Source organism: Kribbella italica, from assembly GCF_014205135.1.
GTDB classification, from domain to species: Bacteria; Actinomycetota; Actinomycetes; order Propionibacteriales; family Kribbellaceae; genus Kribbella; species Kribbella italica.
Window position 1 is genome coordinate 8,733,000 of the sequence record NZ_JACHMY010000001.1, and the last position, 15,730, is coordinate 8,748,729.

General features: G+C 70.3%; 14 protein-coding genes. 8 read left to right on the plus strand and 6 right to left on the minus strand.

The genetic code is table 11. The features are described from left to right. Position 1 precedes the first annotated feature (1 nt). The gene (locus tag HDA39_RS41060) at positions 2-454 is read right to left on the minus strand and encodes a PaaI family thioesterase (protein WP_184805007.1); all 453 of its coding nucleotides are present in this window, start codon (positions 452-454) and stop codon (positions 2-4) included. 129 nt (positions 455-583) lie between these two features. Here HDA39_RS41060 and HDA39_RS41065 point away from each other — a divergent pair, with 129 nt between their 5' ends. The 8 genes from HDA39_RS41065 to HDA39_RS41100 all read left to right on the plus strand — a co-directional run bounded on the left by HDA39_RS41065 (position 584) and on the right by HDA39_RS41100 (position 9,258). Further along, a complete protein-coding gene (locus HDA39_RS41065; protein WP_202893283.1) occupies positions 584-1,552 on the plus strand; it encodes an endonuclease/exonuclease/phosphatase family protein in 969 nt (322 codons plus the stop codon). Continuing rightward, a complete protein-coding gene (locus HDA39_RS41070; RefSeq protein ID WP_184805010.1) occupies positions 1,552-4,125 on the plus strand; it encodes an ATP-binding protein in 2,574 nt (857 codons plus the stop codon). The genes HDA39_RS41065 and HDA39_RS41070 overlap by 1 nt, the downstream gene beginning before the upstream one ends. A 16-nt stretch (positions 4,126-4,141) precedes the next feature. Then, positions 4,142-4,555, plus strand: a complete 414-nt coding sequence (locus tag HDA39_RS41075) for a DUF805 domain-containing protein (protein ID WP_184805013.1) — start codon at positions 4,142-4,144, stop codon at positions 4,553-4,555. Positions 4,556-4,789: 234 nt separating this feature from the next. Beyond that, positions 4,790-5,065: a twin-arginine translocation signal domain-containing protein gene (locus HDA39_RS41080; protein WP_184805015.1), complete on the plus strand. Its 276-nt coding sequence runs from the start codon at positions 4,790-4,792 to the stop codon at positions 5,063-5,065. A gap of 2 nt (positions 5,066-5,067) precedes the next feature. Next, positions 5,068-6,447, plus strand: a complete 1,380-nt coding sequence (locus HDA39_RS41085; RefSeq protein WP_184805018.1) for a DUF4331 domain-containing protein — start codon at positions 5,068-5,070, stop codon at positions 6,445-6,447. Further along, positions 6,444-6,845: a hypothetical protein gene (locus HDA39_RS41090; RefSeq protein ID WP_184805021.1), complete on the plus strand. Its 402-nt coding sequence runs from the start codon at positions 6,444-6,446 to the stop codon at positions 6,843-6,845. Before HDA39_RS41085 ends, HDA39_RS41090 begins: the two co-directional genes overlap by 4 nt. Before the next feature lie 730 nt (positions 6,846-7,575). Then, the gene (locus tag HDA39_RS41095) at positions 7,576-8,109 is read left to right on the plus strand and encodes an EF-hand domain-containing protein (protein ID WP_184805024.1); all 534 of its coding nucleotides are present in this window, start codon (positions 7,576-7,578) and stop codon (positions 8,107-8,109) included. 228 nt (positions 8,110-8,337) lie between these two features. Then, positions 8,338-9,258 (plus strand): phosphotransferase, encoded by a 921-nt coding sequence (locus HDA39_RS41100; protein ID WP_202893284.1) that lies wholly within the window; start codon positions 8,338-8,340, stop codon positions 9,256-9,258. Positions 9,259-9,496: 238 nt separating this feature from the next. Here the strand turns inward: HDA39_RS41100 and HDA39_RS41105 are convergent, their stop codons facing one another. The 5 genes from HDA39_RS41105 to HDA39_RS41125 form a co-directional block, all read right to left on the minus strand. After that, the gene (locus tag HDA39_RS41105; RefSeq protein WP_184805027.1) at positions 9,497-11,272 is read right to left on the minus strand and encodes a transglycosylase domain-containing protein; all 1,776 of its coding nucleotides are present in this window, start codon (positions 11,270-11,272) and stop codon (positions 9,497-9,499) included. Positions 11,273-11,406: 134 nt separating this feature from the next. Then, positions 11,407-12,135, minus strand: a complete 729-nt coding sequence (locus HDA39_RS41110; protein ID WP_184805032.1) for a TetR/AcrR family transcriptional regulator — start codon at positions 12,133-12,135, stop codon at positions 11,407-11,409. A gap of 24 nt (positions 12,136-12,159) precedes the next feature. Further along, positions 12,160-13,377, minus strand: a complete 1,218-nt coding sequence (locus HDA39_RS41115) for a DUF418 domain-containing protein (protein WP_184805034.1) — start codon at positions 13,375-13,377, stop codon at positions 12,160-12,162. A 97-nt stretch (positions 13,378-13,474) separates the two neighbouring features. Next, entirely contained in the window at positions 13,475-14,380 is a 906-nt protein-coding gene (locus HDA39_RS41120; RefSeq protein ID WP_184805037.1) for a phytanoyl-CoA dioxygenase family protein, read from the minus strand. Continuing rightward, positions 14,377-15,714, minus strand: coding sequence for an ABC transporter substrate-binding protein (locus HDA39_RS41125; RefSeq protein ID WP_184805040.1), 1,338 nt, complete (start codon positions 15,712-15,714; stop codon positions 14,377-14,379). The genes HDA39_RS41120 and HDA39_RS41125 overlap by 4 nt, the downstream gene beginning before the upstream one ends. Between the last annotated feature and the right edge of the window lie 16 nt (positions 15,715-15,730).

A 15,730-nucleotide genomic window follows, 5' to 3' on the forward strand; every position in this document is an offset into this window, starting at 1 on the left:
GTCATCGCTCCGGGCGGCCGGCCACCTGGATCAGGGTCTGCTGCCCGGCGGCGATGAGCTTGCGCTGCTCCCCTCGTACGCCGAAGACGTCGAGCCGGCACACGGTCAAGGTCCGGCCGGGCTTCAGCACGGTGCCCACCGCTTCCAGGTGGTCGCCCTCGGCGGGCGCGAGCAGGTTGATCTTGTACTCGACCGTGAGCACGGACGTGTCCTCGGGAAAGAGCGTGTACGCCGCGTACCCGCCGGCGCTATCGGCGATCGCGCTGGTCGCGCCGGCGTGGAAGTAGCCGTTCTGCTGGGTCAGCTCGGGGCGTTCGGGCAGCAGGATGTGGACGCGACCCGGCCCGATGTGCCCGAGCCGGGCGCCGAGGTGCGCCATCAGGCCCTGCCGCTCGAAGCTCGCCGCGACGCGCGCCTGGATCGCCGGCGCCGCCGGCTGGTCGGGGTCGTCCATGCGCGCCAGGCTATGTCACGGCACGCGACGCGGCGGGGACCGGAGGGCACGGTCTTGACGGACGCCCGGCGCTCGATCACGCTCGGTACAACGGTTGGGGTGGCCGGGTTTCGTGGTGGGGTGGGGATCGTGGCGCGTGAAGTGGTGCTGCCGCCGGCGGGTCCGGTGCCGAAAGCGGTGACGCAGGACCTGAAGCGGCTGGGGGCCGCGCTGGACCAGCAGCTGCCGGCGAAGGTCAAGGACAACCTGCTGATCGGGACGTGGAACGTGCGCGGCTTCGGCGGGCTGACACCGAAGTGGGAGTCGGGCCCGAAGGACAGTCCGCGACGGGACTGGCACGCGCTGGCCTGCGTCGCCGCCGTGGTCGAGCGGTTCGACGTGACTGCGATCCAGGAGAGCAAGCGCGACACGACGGCCTTGATGGCGCTGCTGCACCAGCTCGGTCCGCGCTACCGGGTGATCGTCTCGGACGCGACCGAAGGTGCTCCGGGCAACGCGGAACGGCTGGCCTACGTCTACGACTCCGACCGTGTACAGCCGTCCGGGCTGGTCGGCGAGATCGTGCTGCCGGCCGCGGCCGAGGACAAGGTCGAGCAGTTCGCGCGGACGCCGTACGCGGCGGCCTTCGTGCGGGGCGGCACCGACTTCATCCTGACCACCGTGCACGTGCTGTGGGGCAAGGGCCCGAAGGACCGGCTCGGCGAGGTCAAGGCTTTCGCCGAGTGGATGCGCAAGTGGGCCGACCGCCCGAAGGACTGGAACCACAACCTGCTCGTGCTCGGCGACTTCAACCTGGACCGGATCGACGACCCGCTGTACGCCGCGTTCGTCTCGACCGGCCTCTGGCCGCCGCCGGATCTCGGCCTGGTCCCGCGGACGATCTTCGACAACGACAAGGACCACCACTACTACGACCAGATCGCCTGGTTCAACGACCCGACCAAGCCCGACCTCCCGCCGATGCTCAACGGCCTGACCTTCACCGGCCGCTGCGGCAGCCTGGACTTCGTGCCGCTGGTTCTCGCCGGCCTGACCAAGACCCAGCTCTCGTTCCGGATCTCCGACCACTACCCGCTCTGGGTGGAGTTCACGGTCTGATGTCCACCGTCTCGATGGTGTTCACCGACATCGAGGGGTCGACCGTGCTGCTGCGCCGGTTGGGCGACAGCTATCTGGAGGCACTGGAAGGACACCGGCGGATCCTGCGCGCGGTGTGGCGCGAGTACGACGGGGTGGAGCAGGGGACGGAGGGGGACAGTTTCTTCGTGGTGTTCCCGACCGCGACCGGCGCGGTCGGAGCCGCGGTCGAAGGGCAGCGGCGACTGGCCGGGCACGCGTGGCCGGGTGGCGAGCGGCTGCGCGTAAGGATGGGAATCCACACCGGTACGCCGGGCCTCTCGGACGGCGACTACTGGGGGATGGACGTGCACCGGGCGGCGCGGGTCGCGGCGTCGGCGCACGGCGGCCAGGTGATCGCGTCGGCGACGACCGGGGAGTTGGTTCGCCAGGTGTTGCCGGACGGCGCTGTGTTGCGGGACCTGGGAACCCATCATCTGAAGGACATTCCCGAGCCCGAACGGCTGTTCCAGATCACCGTCCTCGGCCTGGACGAGGAGTTCCCGCCGCCGCGGACGTTGGGGACGGCAACGAGTCTGCCCGTTCCGGCGACGGCATTGCTGGGGCGGGACGCGGATCTGGCCCGGCTGGGCGAGCTGATCCGGGAGGCCGACGTACGGCTGGTGAGTCTGGTCGGGCCGGGCGGTGCGGGCAAGACGCGGCTGGCGATCGCGGTGGCTGCCGGGGCGATCAACCAGTTCCCGGGTGGGGCGTACTTCGTACCGCTGGCCGACGCGGTGTCCGAGGAGGTGATGTGGTCCGCGATCGCCGAGGGCCTCGACGTCCCGCCCCGCGAACGGACGCCGGCCCGGCTGACGGCGTACCTTGCCCAGCGCACCTTGATGCTTGTCCTCGACAACCTCGAGCAGGTGGACGGCGCCGACCGGGTGGTGGCGCAGATCCTCGACCGGGCGCCGCAGGTCAAGGTCGTTGCCACGTCGCGGCGTCCGCTCGGGCTCGTCGCGGAGCGCCAGCATCTGGTGACGCCGTTGGACACCCGGTCCGCTGCCGTCGAGCTGTTCGTCCAGCGCGCGACCGCCGTACAGGCTGATTTCGATCCCGACCTCGCCGTCGTCCGGGAGATCTGCGAACGGCTCGACGGCCTCCCGCTGGCGATCGAACTGTGCGCGCCACGGATCCGGGTGCTCAGCCTGGAGGAGCTGCTCGACCGGATCGACCATCCGCTCGACTTCGCCTCCACCAGCCGCGTGACGCCCGACCGGCAGCGGACGTTGCGCGACACCATCGCCTGGTCCTACGACCTGCTGAACCCCGAGCACCAGCGCATCTTCCGCCGGCTGGCCGTGTTCTCCGGCGGCGCCGATCTGGCCGCGATCACGGCGATCGCCGCCGACACCGTCGACCCGCTGGACGCCGTCGCCGAGTTGCACGACGCGAACCTGATCACGGTCACCCAGGGCACACCGACCCGGATCGCCTTTCTGCAGACCATCTCCCAGTACGCCGGGGAAAAGCTGGCCGCGACCGACGAGGCCGAGGCCCTGCGGGCCGCCCACGCGGCGCACTACGCCGAGCTCGGCGACAGCCTTCGCCACCTGCGCGAGTCCCGGCACGGGATCGCCCTCGAGCGCGTCGAGACCGAGCTCGGCAACTTTCGCGCGGCGTTGTCCTGGGCAATCACCACGGACCTTGCCCAAGGCACCAGGCTGTGCGCGGCGCTGAGCTGGATCTGGGTCCTCACCGGAGATGTCGCCGAGGGCCGCCGCTGGCACGAGGAGGTGTTCGCCCGGGCCGGCGCCGACCGGTCGGCGGACCTCGCCGCCTGCCTGCGCGGCCTGGCCAACCTCCTGCTGGTGCAGGGCGAATCGCAGCGCGCACTCGCCGAGGCGCGGCGGGCCCTCGCGCTGTCGGAGTCCCTCGAAGACCGTTCCGGCATCGCCTGGGCGATGAGCCTGGTGGGTACGGCGCAACTCCACCAAGGCGAACTCGACGCCGCGCAGCAAACCCTGACCGAAGGACTCGAGCTGCACCGGCAGCTGGACGACGACGGCCGCCTGGCCAGGATCCTCGGCAACCTCGCCGGCGTCGAGGAGGAACTCGGCCACCACGATCGCGCCGAGGCCCTGCTCCGCGAGTCGCTTGCCGTGCTCAACAAGGTCGGCGACGCCCACGAAACCGCCGTACAGGGACAGAATCTCGCGTACCTGCTGGCGCTGACCGGCCGGGTCGAGGAGGCGGACTCCTTGGCCCGCGGACTGATCCCCACCGTGCTCAGCCTGGGCAGTCCCAGCCTGACGATGGCCTTCTCCAACACGATGATGACGATCCTCGCCCGGCAGGGCTCCGCGGTCCTCGCGGCCCGGCTGTTCGGCGCGGAGGAGGCGATGGGCGAGCGGCTGGCGATACCAAATCCTTATCTTGCCGAGGAACTCCGTGAAGCTTTGGTACTTGTGGCGGGCGTGCTGAGCACCGAGGATTGGCAGGCCTACCGGCGGTACGGCCGCTCGGAGCGCGTCGAGGACCTGCTCGCACGTTTGCCGAACGCGGCCGCGGGGGCATTGGAGTCCTACGACCTGGGGCGGCCAGGTGGCTGATGATCGGAGTTCGGTAATGCAGTGGTACCTCGATGTCCTGAAGAAGTACGTCGTGTTCAGCGGTCGCGCGCGCCGCAAGGAATTCTGGATGTTCACGCTGTTCAGCACGATCATCTCCATCGTGCTGGGTGTCGTCGACCGCCTGATCGGCACGGACAACAGCTCGGGAACAGGCCTCCTGGGCGGGATCTACTCGCTGCTCGTGCTGCTGCCGTCGCTGGGTGTCATGGTCCGGCGGCTGCACGACACCAACCGGAGCGGGTTCTGGATCTTCATCGGTCTGATCCCGATCATCGGGTGGATCGTGCTGCTCGTCTTCGCCATCCAGGAGGGTACGGCGGGCGAGAACGGCCACGGCCCGGACCCGAAGGGCGCCGAGCGGTTCGGTACCGCGGCCGGCAGTGCGGAGCCGGGATACCCGACCGTCTGACGTACGGCTTCACCAGAACCCGCGCGCCGCTCCGGCGCGCGGGTTCTGTGCGTCCTGAGTGGTTCAGCTTTCAAGAACCACTTCTTGCGAACTCCCACCCATCCGCCCGCCGGGCTGCTCCGAAGGCCCTGCGGCTGCGATTGTGATCCAGATCACAACATATGCGACTGGGTCGCAACTGCGACTGCGTCGGCAGGAGTCGGCGCTTGGGCTGTACGGAGGGAAGGGACAGTCATGAGTGACGCATCACGGCGCGGATTCCTGGTGTTCGCGGGCGCGGGGACGGCGGCCGCGGTCGGCGCGGTCGCGGCGCCGAAGATCTTCAGCGACCGGGCCGCCGAGGCGGCAACGCCCCAGCTCGAAGCGAGCGACCTGGCCGACGCCGAGTCGTTCGTTGTCCACGTCAAGGACGTCAAGTCCGGCCAGATGGCGATCATGGTCGGTGAGCGTGAGGTCCTGGTGACCGATCGTGAGCTGGCCGCCCGCCTCGCCGGCGCGAAGGGAATCTGACCATGTCGTCTCACCGCGAAGCACCGGAGATCTCCAAGGACCCGGTCGCCGACAACACCGACGTCTACGCGTTCGTCAGCCCGGACAAGCCGGACACCGTGACGATCATCGCCAACTTCATCCCGTTCCAGAACCCGTTCGGCGGCCCGAACTTCTACGAGTTCGGCGACGACGTGCTGTACCAGATCCACATCTCGAACGAGGGTGACGGGAAGGCGGACATCAGCTACCAGTTCCGCTTCCACGCCGAGATCCGGAACAAGAAGACCTTCCTTTACAACACCGGCCCGATCACCTCGATCAAGGACACCACCTGGAACCGGCCGCAGTACTACTCGGTCACCCGGGTCGAGGACGGCCGCTCCCGGATCCTGGCCCGTGAGCTTCCCGCCCCACCGGTCAACGTCGGCCCCCGCAGTACGCCGAACTACGCCAAGCTCGCCGGCGAGGCCATCCATACCTTTGGCACGAACCGCAAGGTGTTCGCCGGCCAGCGCGCCGACGGCTTCTTCGCCGACCTGGGCAGCATCTTCGACCTCGGAACGCTGCGCCCGTTCCAGGCCGCGCACCTGATCCCGTCCGCCGCGGCGATGGGTGTCAACGGGCTGCAGGGCTCGAACGTGCACACGATCGCGCTGCAGGTGCCGATCTCGGACCTGACCCGCGACGGCAAGACGCCCAAGGACGTGATGGACGCCAAGTCCGTCATCGGTGTCTACGCGACCGCGAGCCGGCAGCAGTCGAAGATCTTCGACGACCTGCTCGGACTCTCGCTGTGGCACGGCCCGTACAAGCAGGTCTCGCGGCTCGGGAACCCGCTGTTCAACGAGGTCATCGTGCCGATGGCCGAGAAGGACAAGTGGAACAGCCGCCCGCCGCGCGAGGACAAGCGGTACGCGCAGTACGTGACCAAGCCGGAGCTGGCCGGGCTGCTGCCGGTGCTCTACCCGGGCGTGTTCCCGAACCTGGCGGCGTACAAGAAGCCGCGCGCCGATCTCGCGGCGATCCTGCTGACCGGGATCCCGAAGGGCGTCGTACCGGGCTTCCAGAACTACACCGGTCCGGTGCAGGCCGACATGCTGCGGCTGAACGTCGCCGTCCCGCCGGCGAAGACGCCGAACCCGCTCGGCCTGGTCGCCGGTGACGCGGCCGGATTCCCCAACGGGCGCAGGGTTTTCGACGACGTGGTCACGGTCGAGATCCGCGCTGTCGCGGGCTTGACGATTCCGCTGGTCGACCCGACCTACAAGCCCGACGGGGCTGCCTCCGCGGTGCAGGACGGTACGTCGAACACGAACTCCGACTACCTCAAGGTGTTCCCGTACCTCGGCACGCCGGCGGGCGGTTACCAGTCCAAGCCGGGCGTCCCGGCCGTCTCATGACGAAGCCGCTGACCAACGCCGAGGAGAATCCCCATGCGGGCAAGGGGTCCTCGGTGCTGCTCGACATCGGCGACGGCATCGGCGCGATCGTCGTCACGATGCCGGCGGCCCTCAACGACATCGAGATCGAGCGCCGGCCGCACGGCGTACCGGTGACTCACGGGCACGGTCATGGGCACGGGCACGGGCATGGGCACGGGCACGGCGACGGTGAGCACCACTTGCCGCACGTCGCGGTCGTCCCGCGCCCGTCGCCCGAGGGCACGACCATCCACTCGGCGGTCTTCCCCGACGTACCGGAGGGCACGTACGACCTGTACGTGATGCCCGACGGGCCGATCCAACTCACCGTCGCCGTCACCAGCGGCCAGGTCACCGAAGCCACCTGGCCGCACTGATCGAGAGACCGGACCGTCGGGAGTGTGCAGGGGCCACTCCCGCCGGTCCGCCTCCCGCTGCCTCCATCCACCGCCTCCCGGCCCCGCCTCCACACCTCCACCTCCACCTCCACCCCCCACCCCCGGCCTCGGCCCCCGACCCGGGCCCCCGGCCCCCAGCCCGGGCCCCCGGCCCCCAGCCCGGGCCCCCGGCCCCCGGCCTCGGCCCCGACCCGGGCCCCCGGGCCCCCGGCCCCCGGCCTCGGCCCCGACCCGGGCCCCCGGGCCCCCGGCCCCCGGCCTCGGCCCCGACCCGGGCCCCCGGGCCCCCGGCCCCCGGCCTCGGCCCCGACCCGGGCCCCCGGGCCCCGGCCCCCGGCCTCGGCCCCGACCCGGGCCCCCGGGCCCCGGCCTGCGCCCCGGCCCCCGGCCCGGCCCGGGCCCCCGGGCCTGCGCCCCGGCCCCAAGTCGGCACCGTCCCAAGCACTCCGACAACCGACCGGGTCCCTGCCCAAACCCTCGTCTTTGGCAGCCTTAGCCTCCGGTCGGCTTACTCCTCTCTTCTCTTGGCCGACCCCCGGTTCAATAGCCCTTGGGCCACGAGTTTTTGTGGTGTCAACCCCGGCTTTTCTCTCCAACGACCAGGGGTTTTCTCCACGACGCGAACCGGTAGTTGCTCAGCGCGCGTACTCGCCGGCCCTCGCGTAGCGTCCGAAACGGACCACCGGGAGCGGAGCAAAGGGGAGAGCGCATGGCGAGTGAGTTTCAGCGGCAGAAGGTGGCCGGGGTGTTCCACGCGATGGACGCCGACGGCAACGGTTATCTGGAGGAGTCCGACTTCGAGACGCTGACCGCACGCTGGGTCGGCATCCGGGGCTGGGAGCCGGGCACCGAGGACCACGACCGGATGCGGGCGATCATGATGGGCTGGTGGTCGGCCGTCGCCTCGCTGTCCGACGCCGACCACGACGACAAGGTGTCGCTCGACGAACTGATGACAGTGGTCGACAAGCTGCCGGAGATCGACGACGCGGTGTACGCGACCGCGGAGGCGATGTTCGACGCCGTCGACCAGAACGGCGACGACCGGATCGCGCTGGCCGAGCACCAGCAGGTCGTCCAGGCCTGGAAGGGCTCGGCCGACGGCGTCGCGGACGTGTTCGGCAAGCTCGACCTGAACGGCGACGGTCACCTGACCCGCGAGGAGTTCCGCGAGCTGTGGGCGGGTTTCTGGATCGGTGACGACCCGAAGTCCCCGTCCCAGTGGGTTTTCGGGCCGTACTGATCCCGGCCGAGCGAACCCGCCGCCGGGCGCGCGGCGACGGGCGCCGAGTCATCCGGCCGGCGTGCTTCCTCTGCGAGGAAGTCGACGGGTCGAGCGTGATCACCAAGTACGACGGCATCGGCGGCGCGGTCACGATCCTCGCCGGGCTTGCCGCCGGCCGCGGTGAGCAGCGTGTCGCCGCCGATCGATCGTCTCCGCATCGCACCGGTCTGGTGCAAGAGTGTCGCCATGGGATTCGATCCGTGGCTGAGGCAGTGGTGCTCGCGCGAGCTGGGCGCCGCGCCGGTCGAGCAGTTGCTGTCGGCCAGCGTGATGTCCGAGGTCCAGGCGTTGAGGCTCGACGACGGTCGCGAGGTCGTGATCAAGTCCCGTCCCGATCCCACCAACCGCGTGCCGACCTGCCTGGCGGTCCAGCGTGCAGTCGCCGACGCCGGTCTTCCGTGCCCTCGGCCACTCACCGAGGCGACGCTGGTCGACGGTCTCGCCGTCCATGCCGAGGAGTGGTCGCCGGGCGGAGAGGTTGCCCAGGGCATCGATATCGAGGCGGCCCGCCGGTCGGCTCGCCTGTACGCCGCTGTCACCGCGGTGACCCGCCTGATCCGGCTTCCGCCGCCGCTGCCGAACCCCGAGTGGGTGCACTGGGACCACACCGGCCCCGGCCACTGGCCGCCGAACGCTCTCCACGACCACCGCCCCGGCGCGGACTCCCTGCCGCCCGCCCTGCTGGCCATCGCCGCTCGAGCCCGCCGCCGTCTGCTTGCCGCCACCGAGCTGCCGCACGTCCTCGGACACGCCGACTGGGAGGCCCAGAACCTCCGCTGGCACGCCACCATGGTCCACGACTGGGACAGCATCGCCTGGCTCCCCGAAGCAGCCCTGGTCGGAGCAGCCGCAGGCGCCTTCGCCAGCACCGAGGTCCCGACGCTGGCTCCCCTCGACAGCTCTGAAGCCTTCCTCACCACCTACCAGGAAGAATCCGGCACGTTCACCCGCGACGAGCTCGAGGTCGCCTGGGCCGCCAGCCTCTGGCCCGCCCTGCACAACGCCCGCGCCGAGCTCCTGTGGAACCACCCACCCGTCGCCCTCACCGCCCTGCTCGACCAGGCCGAGACCCGCCTCCACCGCGCCGATGCGTCCGAAGAATCGTGATGCGTCCGAAGTTCCGCGATGCGTCCGAAGTTCCGCGATGCGTCCGAAGTTCCGCGATGCGTCCGAATTGCCGAGGCCTATAGCCTCGGGTTCTTCGGACGCATGCGGCTTCTTCGGACGCTAGGGCTCGGGATCGAGTGGTTGACAGGGTGGGCGCGAGGCGGGGCGGGGCGGGGCGCGGGCGCGGCGCGGCGCGGGTGCGGCGGGGCACGGGGGCGGCGGGGCGCGGGTGCCGGCGTCAGCGGCCCGCGGGGACCGGGGCGCCGGCGTACGCGGCCCAGGTGAGGACCGGCCACTGGTCGGCGCCCTTCGCGGGGAGCGCCGACTCGCCCTGCGAGCCGGCTCGATACACCACCGCGGTCGACAACTCAGGCGTGAAGCCGACGTACCAGGAAGCGAGCGGTTGCAGGCCCTTCTGCGCCCGGCAGCGGCACTTGGCGTTCAGCCGGCGCTTCTCGATGCTCAGCCCGGTGGCAGTCGTCGCCCGGCCCTCACCGACCACCTTGCCGGTCAGCTGGGCGATCTCGGACGGGAAGGCCCGCACAGGCTTGAGACCGGGATGCTTCGCGGCCGACCACAGCACCTTGCCGCGCGAGTCCCGGACCTCCTTGATCACATGCGCCGGAACCCGCCGCCCGTCGGCGACGAACGTGCTGTACGCCGTCGCAAGATCCACCGGAGACGCCAGCGCGTCAGGGCCGAGGCCGGGCGCGGCCCGATCGGCCGGAGGGATCGGCGGGACGCCGGCGTTCTCGGCGGCGGTCGAGACCAGGTGCCCACGCCGCGCGTCGACGAGCCGGAAGAACGCCTTGTTCACCGAGTTCCCCGATGACGGTACGTCGAACGGCCGGCTGCGATCGGTCAGTCCCGCCGTGATCGCGAACGGCCGCAGCAGCTGCCCGGGCGGCGCCTTGAGCGTTGCCCAGTTCCGCTGGCTCTCGAGGAAGTCGTTGCCACCGACAAGCGCTGCGACCTCGCCGGTACCGGGCCGGATCGAGGCCAGGCCGACCTGCACACCGGGCGGCCGCCCGACCGCCATCCCGGGCGGCCGCCCGACCTGCACCCCTTGCGGTCGCCCGGCGCCAACCGCTGCGACAGCTCGAGCCTGCAGCGTGGCGTCGAAGGTGGTGATCACCCGCAGCCCACCACCGCTGAGCCGATCACCTTCGAACCCGTACTTCCCCAGCTCCCGGCGCGCCAGGTCGAGCAGGAAGCCGGTCGGCCCGGCGTACCGGTTGCCCTTGGGCTTCTTCCGCAGCGGTGGCAGGGCCTCGCGGTAGACGGCGTTGTCGCGGGCCGTGATCGTGGACAGCTCCGTCATCCCGTCGAGCACGTACCGGTAGCGCCCGAGGATCAGCGGGCCTGCGTCAGGATCGTCGGCGTCGAACTTGGTCGGGTTGTTGAGCACGGTCGCCAGGTAGGCGGCCTGCGGCACGGTCAGGTCCCGAGGGTGGTCGACCCCGAAGTACGCCTGCCCGGCCGCGCGGATGCCGTAGGCCCCCTCGCCGAAGTAGATCGTGTTCAGGTAGTTGCCCAGGATCGTGCGTTTGTCCTGGGTCCGGCCGATCTTGGTCGCGATGAACAGCTCGTCGAGCTTGCGGCTCATCGTGCGTTCCTGGGTGAGGTACATGATCTTCACGTACTGCTGGGTGATCGTCGACCCGCCCTGCAACTGCTTGCCGCGGGCAATCGCGAGGGCGGCCCGGGCCATCCCCGGCAGCGAGACCCCCGCGTTGGTCCAGAAGCTGCGGTCCTCGGCCGCGATCACCGCGTCCTGCACGTGCCGCGGGATCTCCTCGAGCGGGACGGACTTGCGGTTCTGCTCGTAGAACGAACCGATCTCGGTCCGGCCGTCGGCGTAGGTCACGATCGTCGTGTTCGCCTCGAACTTCGTGTTCGGATCCGGGATCGTGGTCCGCGCGTAGCCGACGAAGAACGCGGCGACGGTCCCGATCACCACGACGAAGCACAGGCCCAGGCACCACCCCGCCATCCGCACGATCCTTCGGCGCACAGGAACCTCCTGGTGGGGGACAGGTCACCCATCAGGACGCCGCGACCACGCTGGGTGGTGGACAGGGCCCGGTTTTTTCGTCCGGAAGGACGACGCCTCCTCTGAAAGGCGGAGTCAGCCGGCGGACGGCGGAGTCAGCCGATGCCGGCGAGGATCACGTCGAGGCTGTAGAGGAACTCCGGCGACACCGCCGGATCGCCGGCGGCCGTGGCCGGCATCGCCCCGAAGACGCCGGAGGCAACGAGTTCGGCGACCTCGGGGTAGGTCGCCGGATCGATCAGCCGGGCCAGGCTGCGGCCGTACCGCGCCTCGGCCTCCGGGGTGTCCGCGCCGGTCTGCGCGAATCCGGCGGCGAGCTGGGCGGCCTGGCGGACGTAGCCGCCGAGGAGACCGACGACGGCGAGTTTCTCGCTCCAGCCGAGTTTCGTCGGGCGCAGCAGCGCGAGCCCTTGGTTCATCCAGGCCACGCTGTACGGGCCGAGCGGTGGCGAGGCCGGCGTGACCCCGGCCAGCCACGGATGGGCGCCGTACATCCGGCGCATCGCGCCGGCCCACTGCCGCAGGCCGGAGCGGAAGTCCTCCGGGTCCGCCGTGACGTCGGGCGGCAGACCGATGGCGAGGTCCTGCATGAGCACGAGCAGCTCGTCCTTCGACCCGATGTGCCGGTAGAGGGCCATCGTCGTCACGCCGAGGGAGGTCGCGAGCTTGGACAGCGCGACCGCGTCGAGCCCGTCGCGGTCGGCCAGGTCGACCGCCGTACGGACGACGCGCTCGGTGTCGAGCTCGGCCGGCCGGCCCAGCCGGGACGGACCGCCGGTCCGCCACAGCCGCGCCAGGTCGGCCGGATGATCGTCAGTGCTCATCTGGTCTCGGCTCGCATGGTCCGATCATCGCCGATGGCCACCATGGGTGAACCACCGGATCAGCCGTTCCACCGGCCCGCGCCGCCCGTACCGCTGCAGGACCGAAGCGCCCAGCAGGCTGACCAGCCAGACCGAGAACGCGCAGACCAGTGCCGTGTACGCCGGACTGCTGGTCCGCTCGCCGAGGGCGAGTCCGTAGTGCGTCAGCAGGATCACCCAGCACACCGACTGGAACAGGTAGAACGTCAGCGAGCGCTGGCCCAGGGCAACCAGCGCCGCCACCGGAGGGATCGTGTGCGGGTCGCGCTTCGCACGGGACAGCCGCATCCCGATCAGGCCGAAGACACTGGCGTAACCGACCGCACCGAACAGCCCCGCTCCCTCGTACAGCTGCTTGGCGGCACCGGCCAGCTCCGCGTCCGGCCCGGCGAGGCCTGCCGCGGTCAACGCCATCGGGAGCGCGCCGGCGATCGCGACCGTGAAGCCGCCGATCGCTCCCCAGCGCAGCAGCGTGCGGTGCTTCTCGGGCTCGTCGAGGATCCGCTGCTTGGCCGCCCAGGCCCCGATCCAGGCGAACAGGATGGTGGTCAGCAGAACCAGCGTGCTGCCCGGCCAGTCCGTCAGCCGGTCGACGATCGACTCCGGGTACGTCGCGATCGCGGCGGTCGTGTCCACCGGTGCCGGTACGTCGGTCGTGCTGCTGCCGGACATCGTCGGGTAGACCTGCACCGCAAGGACGACGAGGTAGAGCCCGCCGAGCAGCAGGTAGACCAGCGATCCGCGGAACGCCCAGTTCCCGCGCCGCAGCAGCAGGACGGTGAGCACCGTGCCGACCACCGCGAACGCGCCGAGCACATCGCCGACGAACAGGAAGATCCCGTGCACCGCGCCGATCACGAACAGCCCGAGATGCCGGCGCAGCAGCGAGGCCCGGGTCCGCTCCGCCGGGACGCCGAGGCTGTCCTGACGGCGTACGAACTGGACCAGTCCGTACCCGAACATCATCGCGAACAACGGCAGCGCGCAGGCGTGCACGAACAGGAACATCACCAGGTAGAAGACCTGCTCGCCACCGTGCGGCGACAAGTCCACGCCGGGCACGGTCCGGTTCAGGATCCCGGTCGAGTGCGCGAGCGCGACCAGCAGGAGAGCGAACCCGCGCGCCAGGTCCGGCGCCAGGATCCGCTCCCCGACCGGCACCGGCCCAGCATCGCGCCCCGCCCGTTCGGTAGCTGTGGACATTTACGCCGCCTCCAGAAAGTGTGCAAAAGAAACTATATGACGCACACTAACTGGATCGGTGGGTCGCTACATCGGGGAGAACCCTCGCTGTGCCCCTTCAGGCAAACCGCGAGACCGGGGTCAGTACCTCGTCGAGGCGGGGGTCGAAGCGGTCGACGAACCGGACGCCCGGTGGCACCTCGATGCTTGCCGTCGACGACCAGCCGCGGGTCAGCGTCGGGAAGTCCGGTACGTCGGGGTGGTAGTGCGGCTTGCCGGTCCCGAGCGCGTCGACGGCCATCGGCGCGCTGATCGCCTGGTACCGGAAGTCCGCCGACAGCCGGAGCTGCCGGGTCCGGTTCGGCATCGCACCGTGCACGGTCAGGCTCGTGAACAGCAGGACGTCGCCCGGCTGGTACGTCGCCGTACGCCACTCCGGGTGCTCCTCGTCCGCCTCGGCGCGCATCATCCCGGGCCCGTCGGAAGGCTTCACCGGAAGGACTCCCAGCCGCGGTGATCCGGACAGCACCCGCAGCCCACCGATCTCGGGCGGAGCGGCACTGAGCGGCAGCCAGGTCGTGAGCGTGTCGATGCAGCCCTGGATGAACCGGTAGTCCTGGTGGATCGGCGTCGGGTTGGCCCCGGGCGAGGGCGGCGCGATCCGGCAGATGTGCGCGGGATGCGCGAACGACGGCTCGCCGAGCAGTCGCGCGGACAGGTCGAGCAGCTCCGGCCGGATCGCCAGCTGGTGGAAGGCCTCGGTGCTCTGGATCGCCGTGTAGGCCCCGAAGAACCCGGCCGATCCCTCCTCGACCGCGCGGTCCGACGCCATCAGCTCCTCGGCCTTGGTTCCCGGCGCGAGCCAGTGGCTGTCGAACAGGATCCGCGCGATCCGCGTCCGGACGTCGTCCACCACGGCGGCCGGCAGCAGCCCGCGGAAGAACAGGTAGCCCTCGTCGGACAGGCGGGCCCGCAGCGTCTCGGTGTCGTCGAGCGCCGGTGCGGAGTCGGTGAGTTCCTTCATCGGCCGTTCCCCTTCTCGTCCATCGCGGTGGCGACCTTCGCGGCGTCGCCCTTGTCCAGGTACAGCTGGTTGACCACCTTGTTGAGGTCGGCAACCTTCGCCGTCCAGCCCTCCGCGATCGGCATGTTCACCGTGCTGCCGGCCGCGGAGTCGAGGAACGGCTGCACGTCGATCCCCTTCTTCTTCCAGTACGCCGAGTAGCCCGCGGCCGTGTCGTTCAGTGCCGGGATGACGTAGCCCGCGTCACCCATCAGCTTCTGTGCCTTCTCCGACCCGAGGAACGCGATCAGCTTGCCGGCCTCGTCGGGGTGCTTGGTCTTGGCGAACATCACCTCGGCCAGCCCGTTGATCACCACCGACCGCCCGCTCGGTCCGGCCGGCATCGCGGCGACGCCGATCGGGAACTTCACCTCCGGCAGCGCGAACGGCAGCAGCGCGTTGTTCGCCGGGAACATCGCGACCTCGCCGCGGTAGAACATCTCGGTCGCCTGCCCGGTCGGCGGGTTCGTCCGCGTCCCGTCCGGCGACACGTGCCACTTGAAGACCAGGTCGCGGGCCCACTGCAGCGCCTCGACGGACTTGGCGCCGGCGAACTCGAAGGTCCCGTACGGCGCGTCCATCGCCTTACCGCCGTTCGAGGCGATCCAGTTCAGCCACTGGGTCTGGCTGTGGTTCCACGAGCAGAACCCCCACTGCTTGATCGCCGCGGGGTCGAACCCGCTCTGCCCGGCCTTGAGCCCGGCCTTGTCCACGGTCAGCTTCCGCGCCACGTCCAGGAACGTGCCGCTGCCGTCCGGCGCCCAGGTCAGCTCCTTCGGCATAGTGATCCCGGCCTTGGCGACCAGGTTCTTGTTGTAGAGCAGCCCGACCACGCCGAGGTCCTTCGGTACGCCGAGCTGCTTGTCCTCGAACTTGTACGACTGGACGACGTTCGGGTGGTACGACGCCAGGTCGAGCTTGGCACCTTTGAGCAGGTCGTCGAGCGGCGCGAGCACGCCCTTGCTGGCCAGGTCCGGGAAGTTCTCCACGGTCAGCCAGAACACGTCCGGCGCCTTGCCGCTGGCCAGTTCGGTGGTGAGCTTGGTCCAGTATTGGTCCCACGGCAGCACTTCCATCCGGACGGTGATGCCCGGGTTCTCGGCGGTGAACGCGGCGAAGACCGACTTGTAGCCGACCTCCTGCTGCTCGTCCCACAGTCGGTACACGAGCTCGACCGGCCCGCCGGCCGTGTTGTCGCTGGACGAGCCGCAGCCGGCCGCACCGACCAGGCCGGCACCGCCGATCAGACCGGCGCCACCGCGGAGCAGGGTTCGCCGGGACAGGGGATGTGACATGACGACCTCCGTTGAA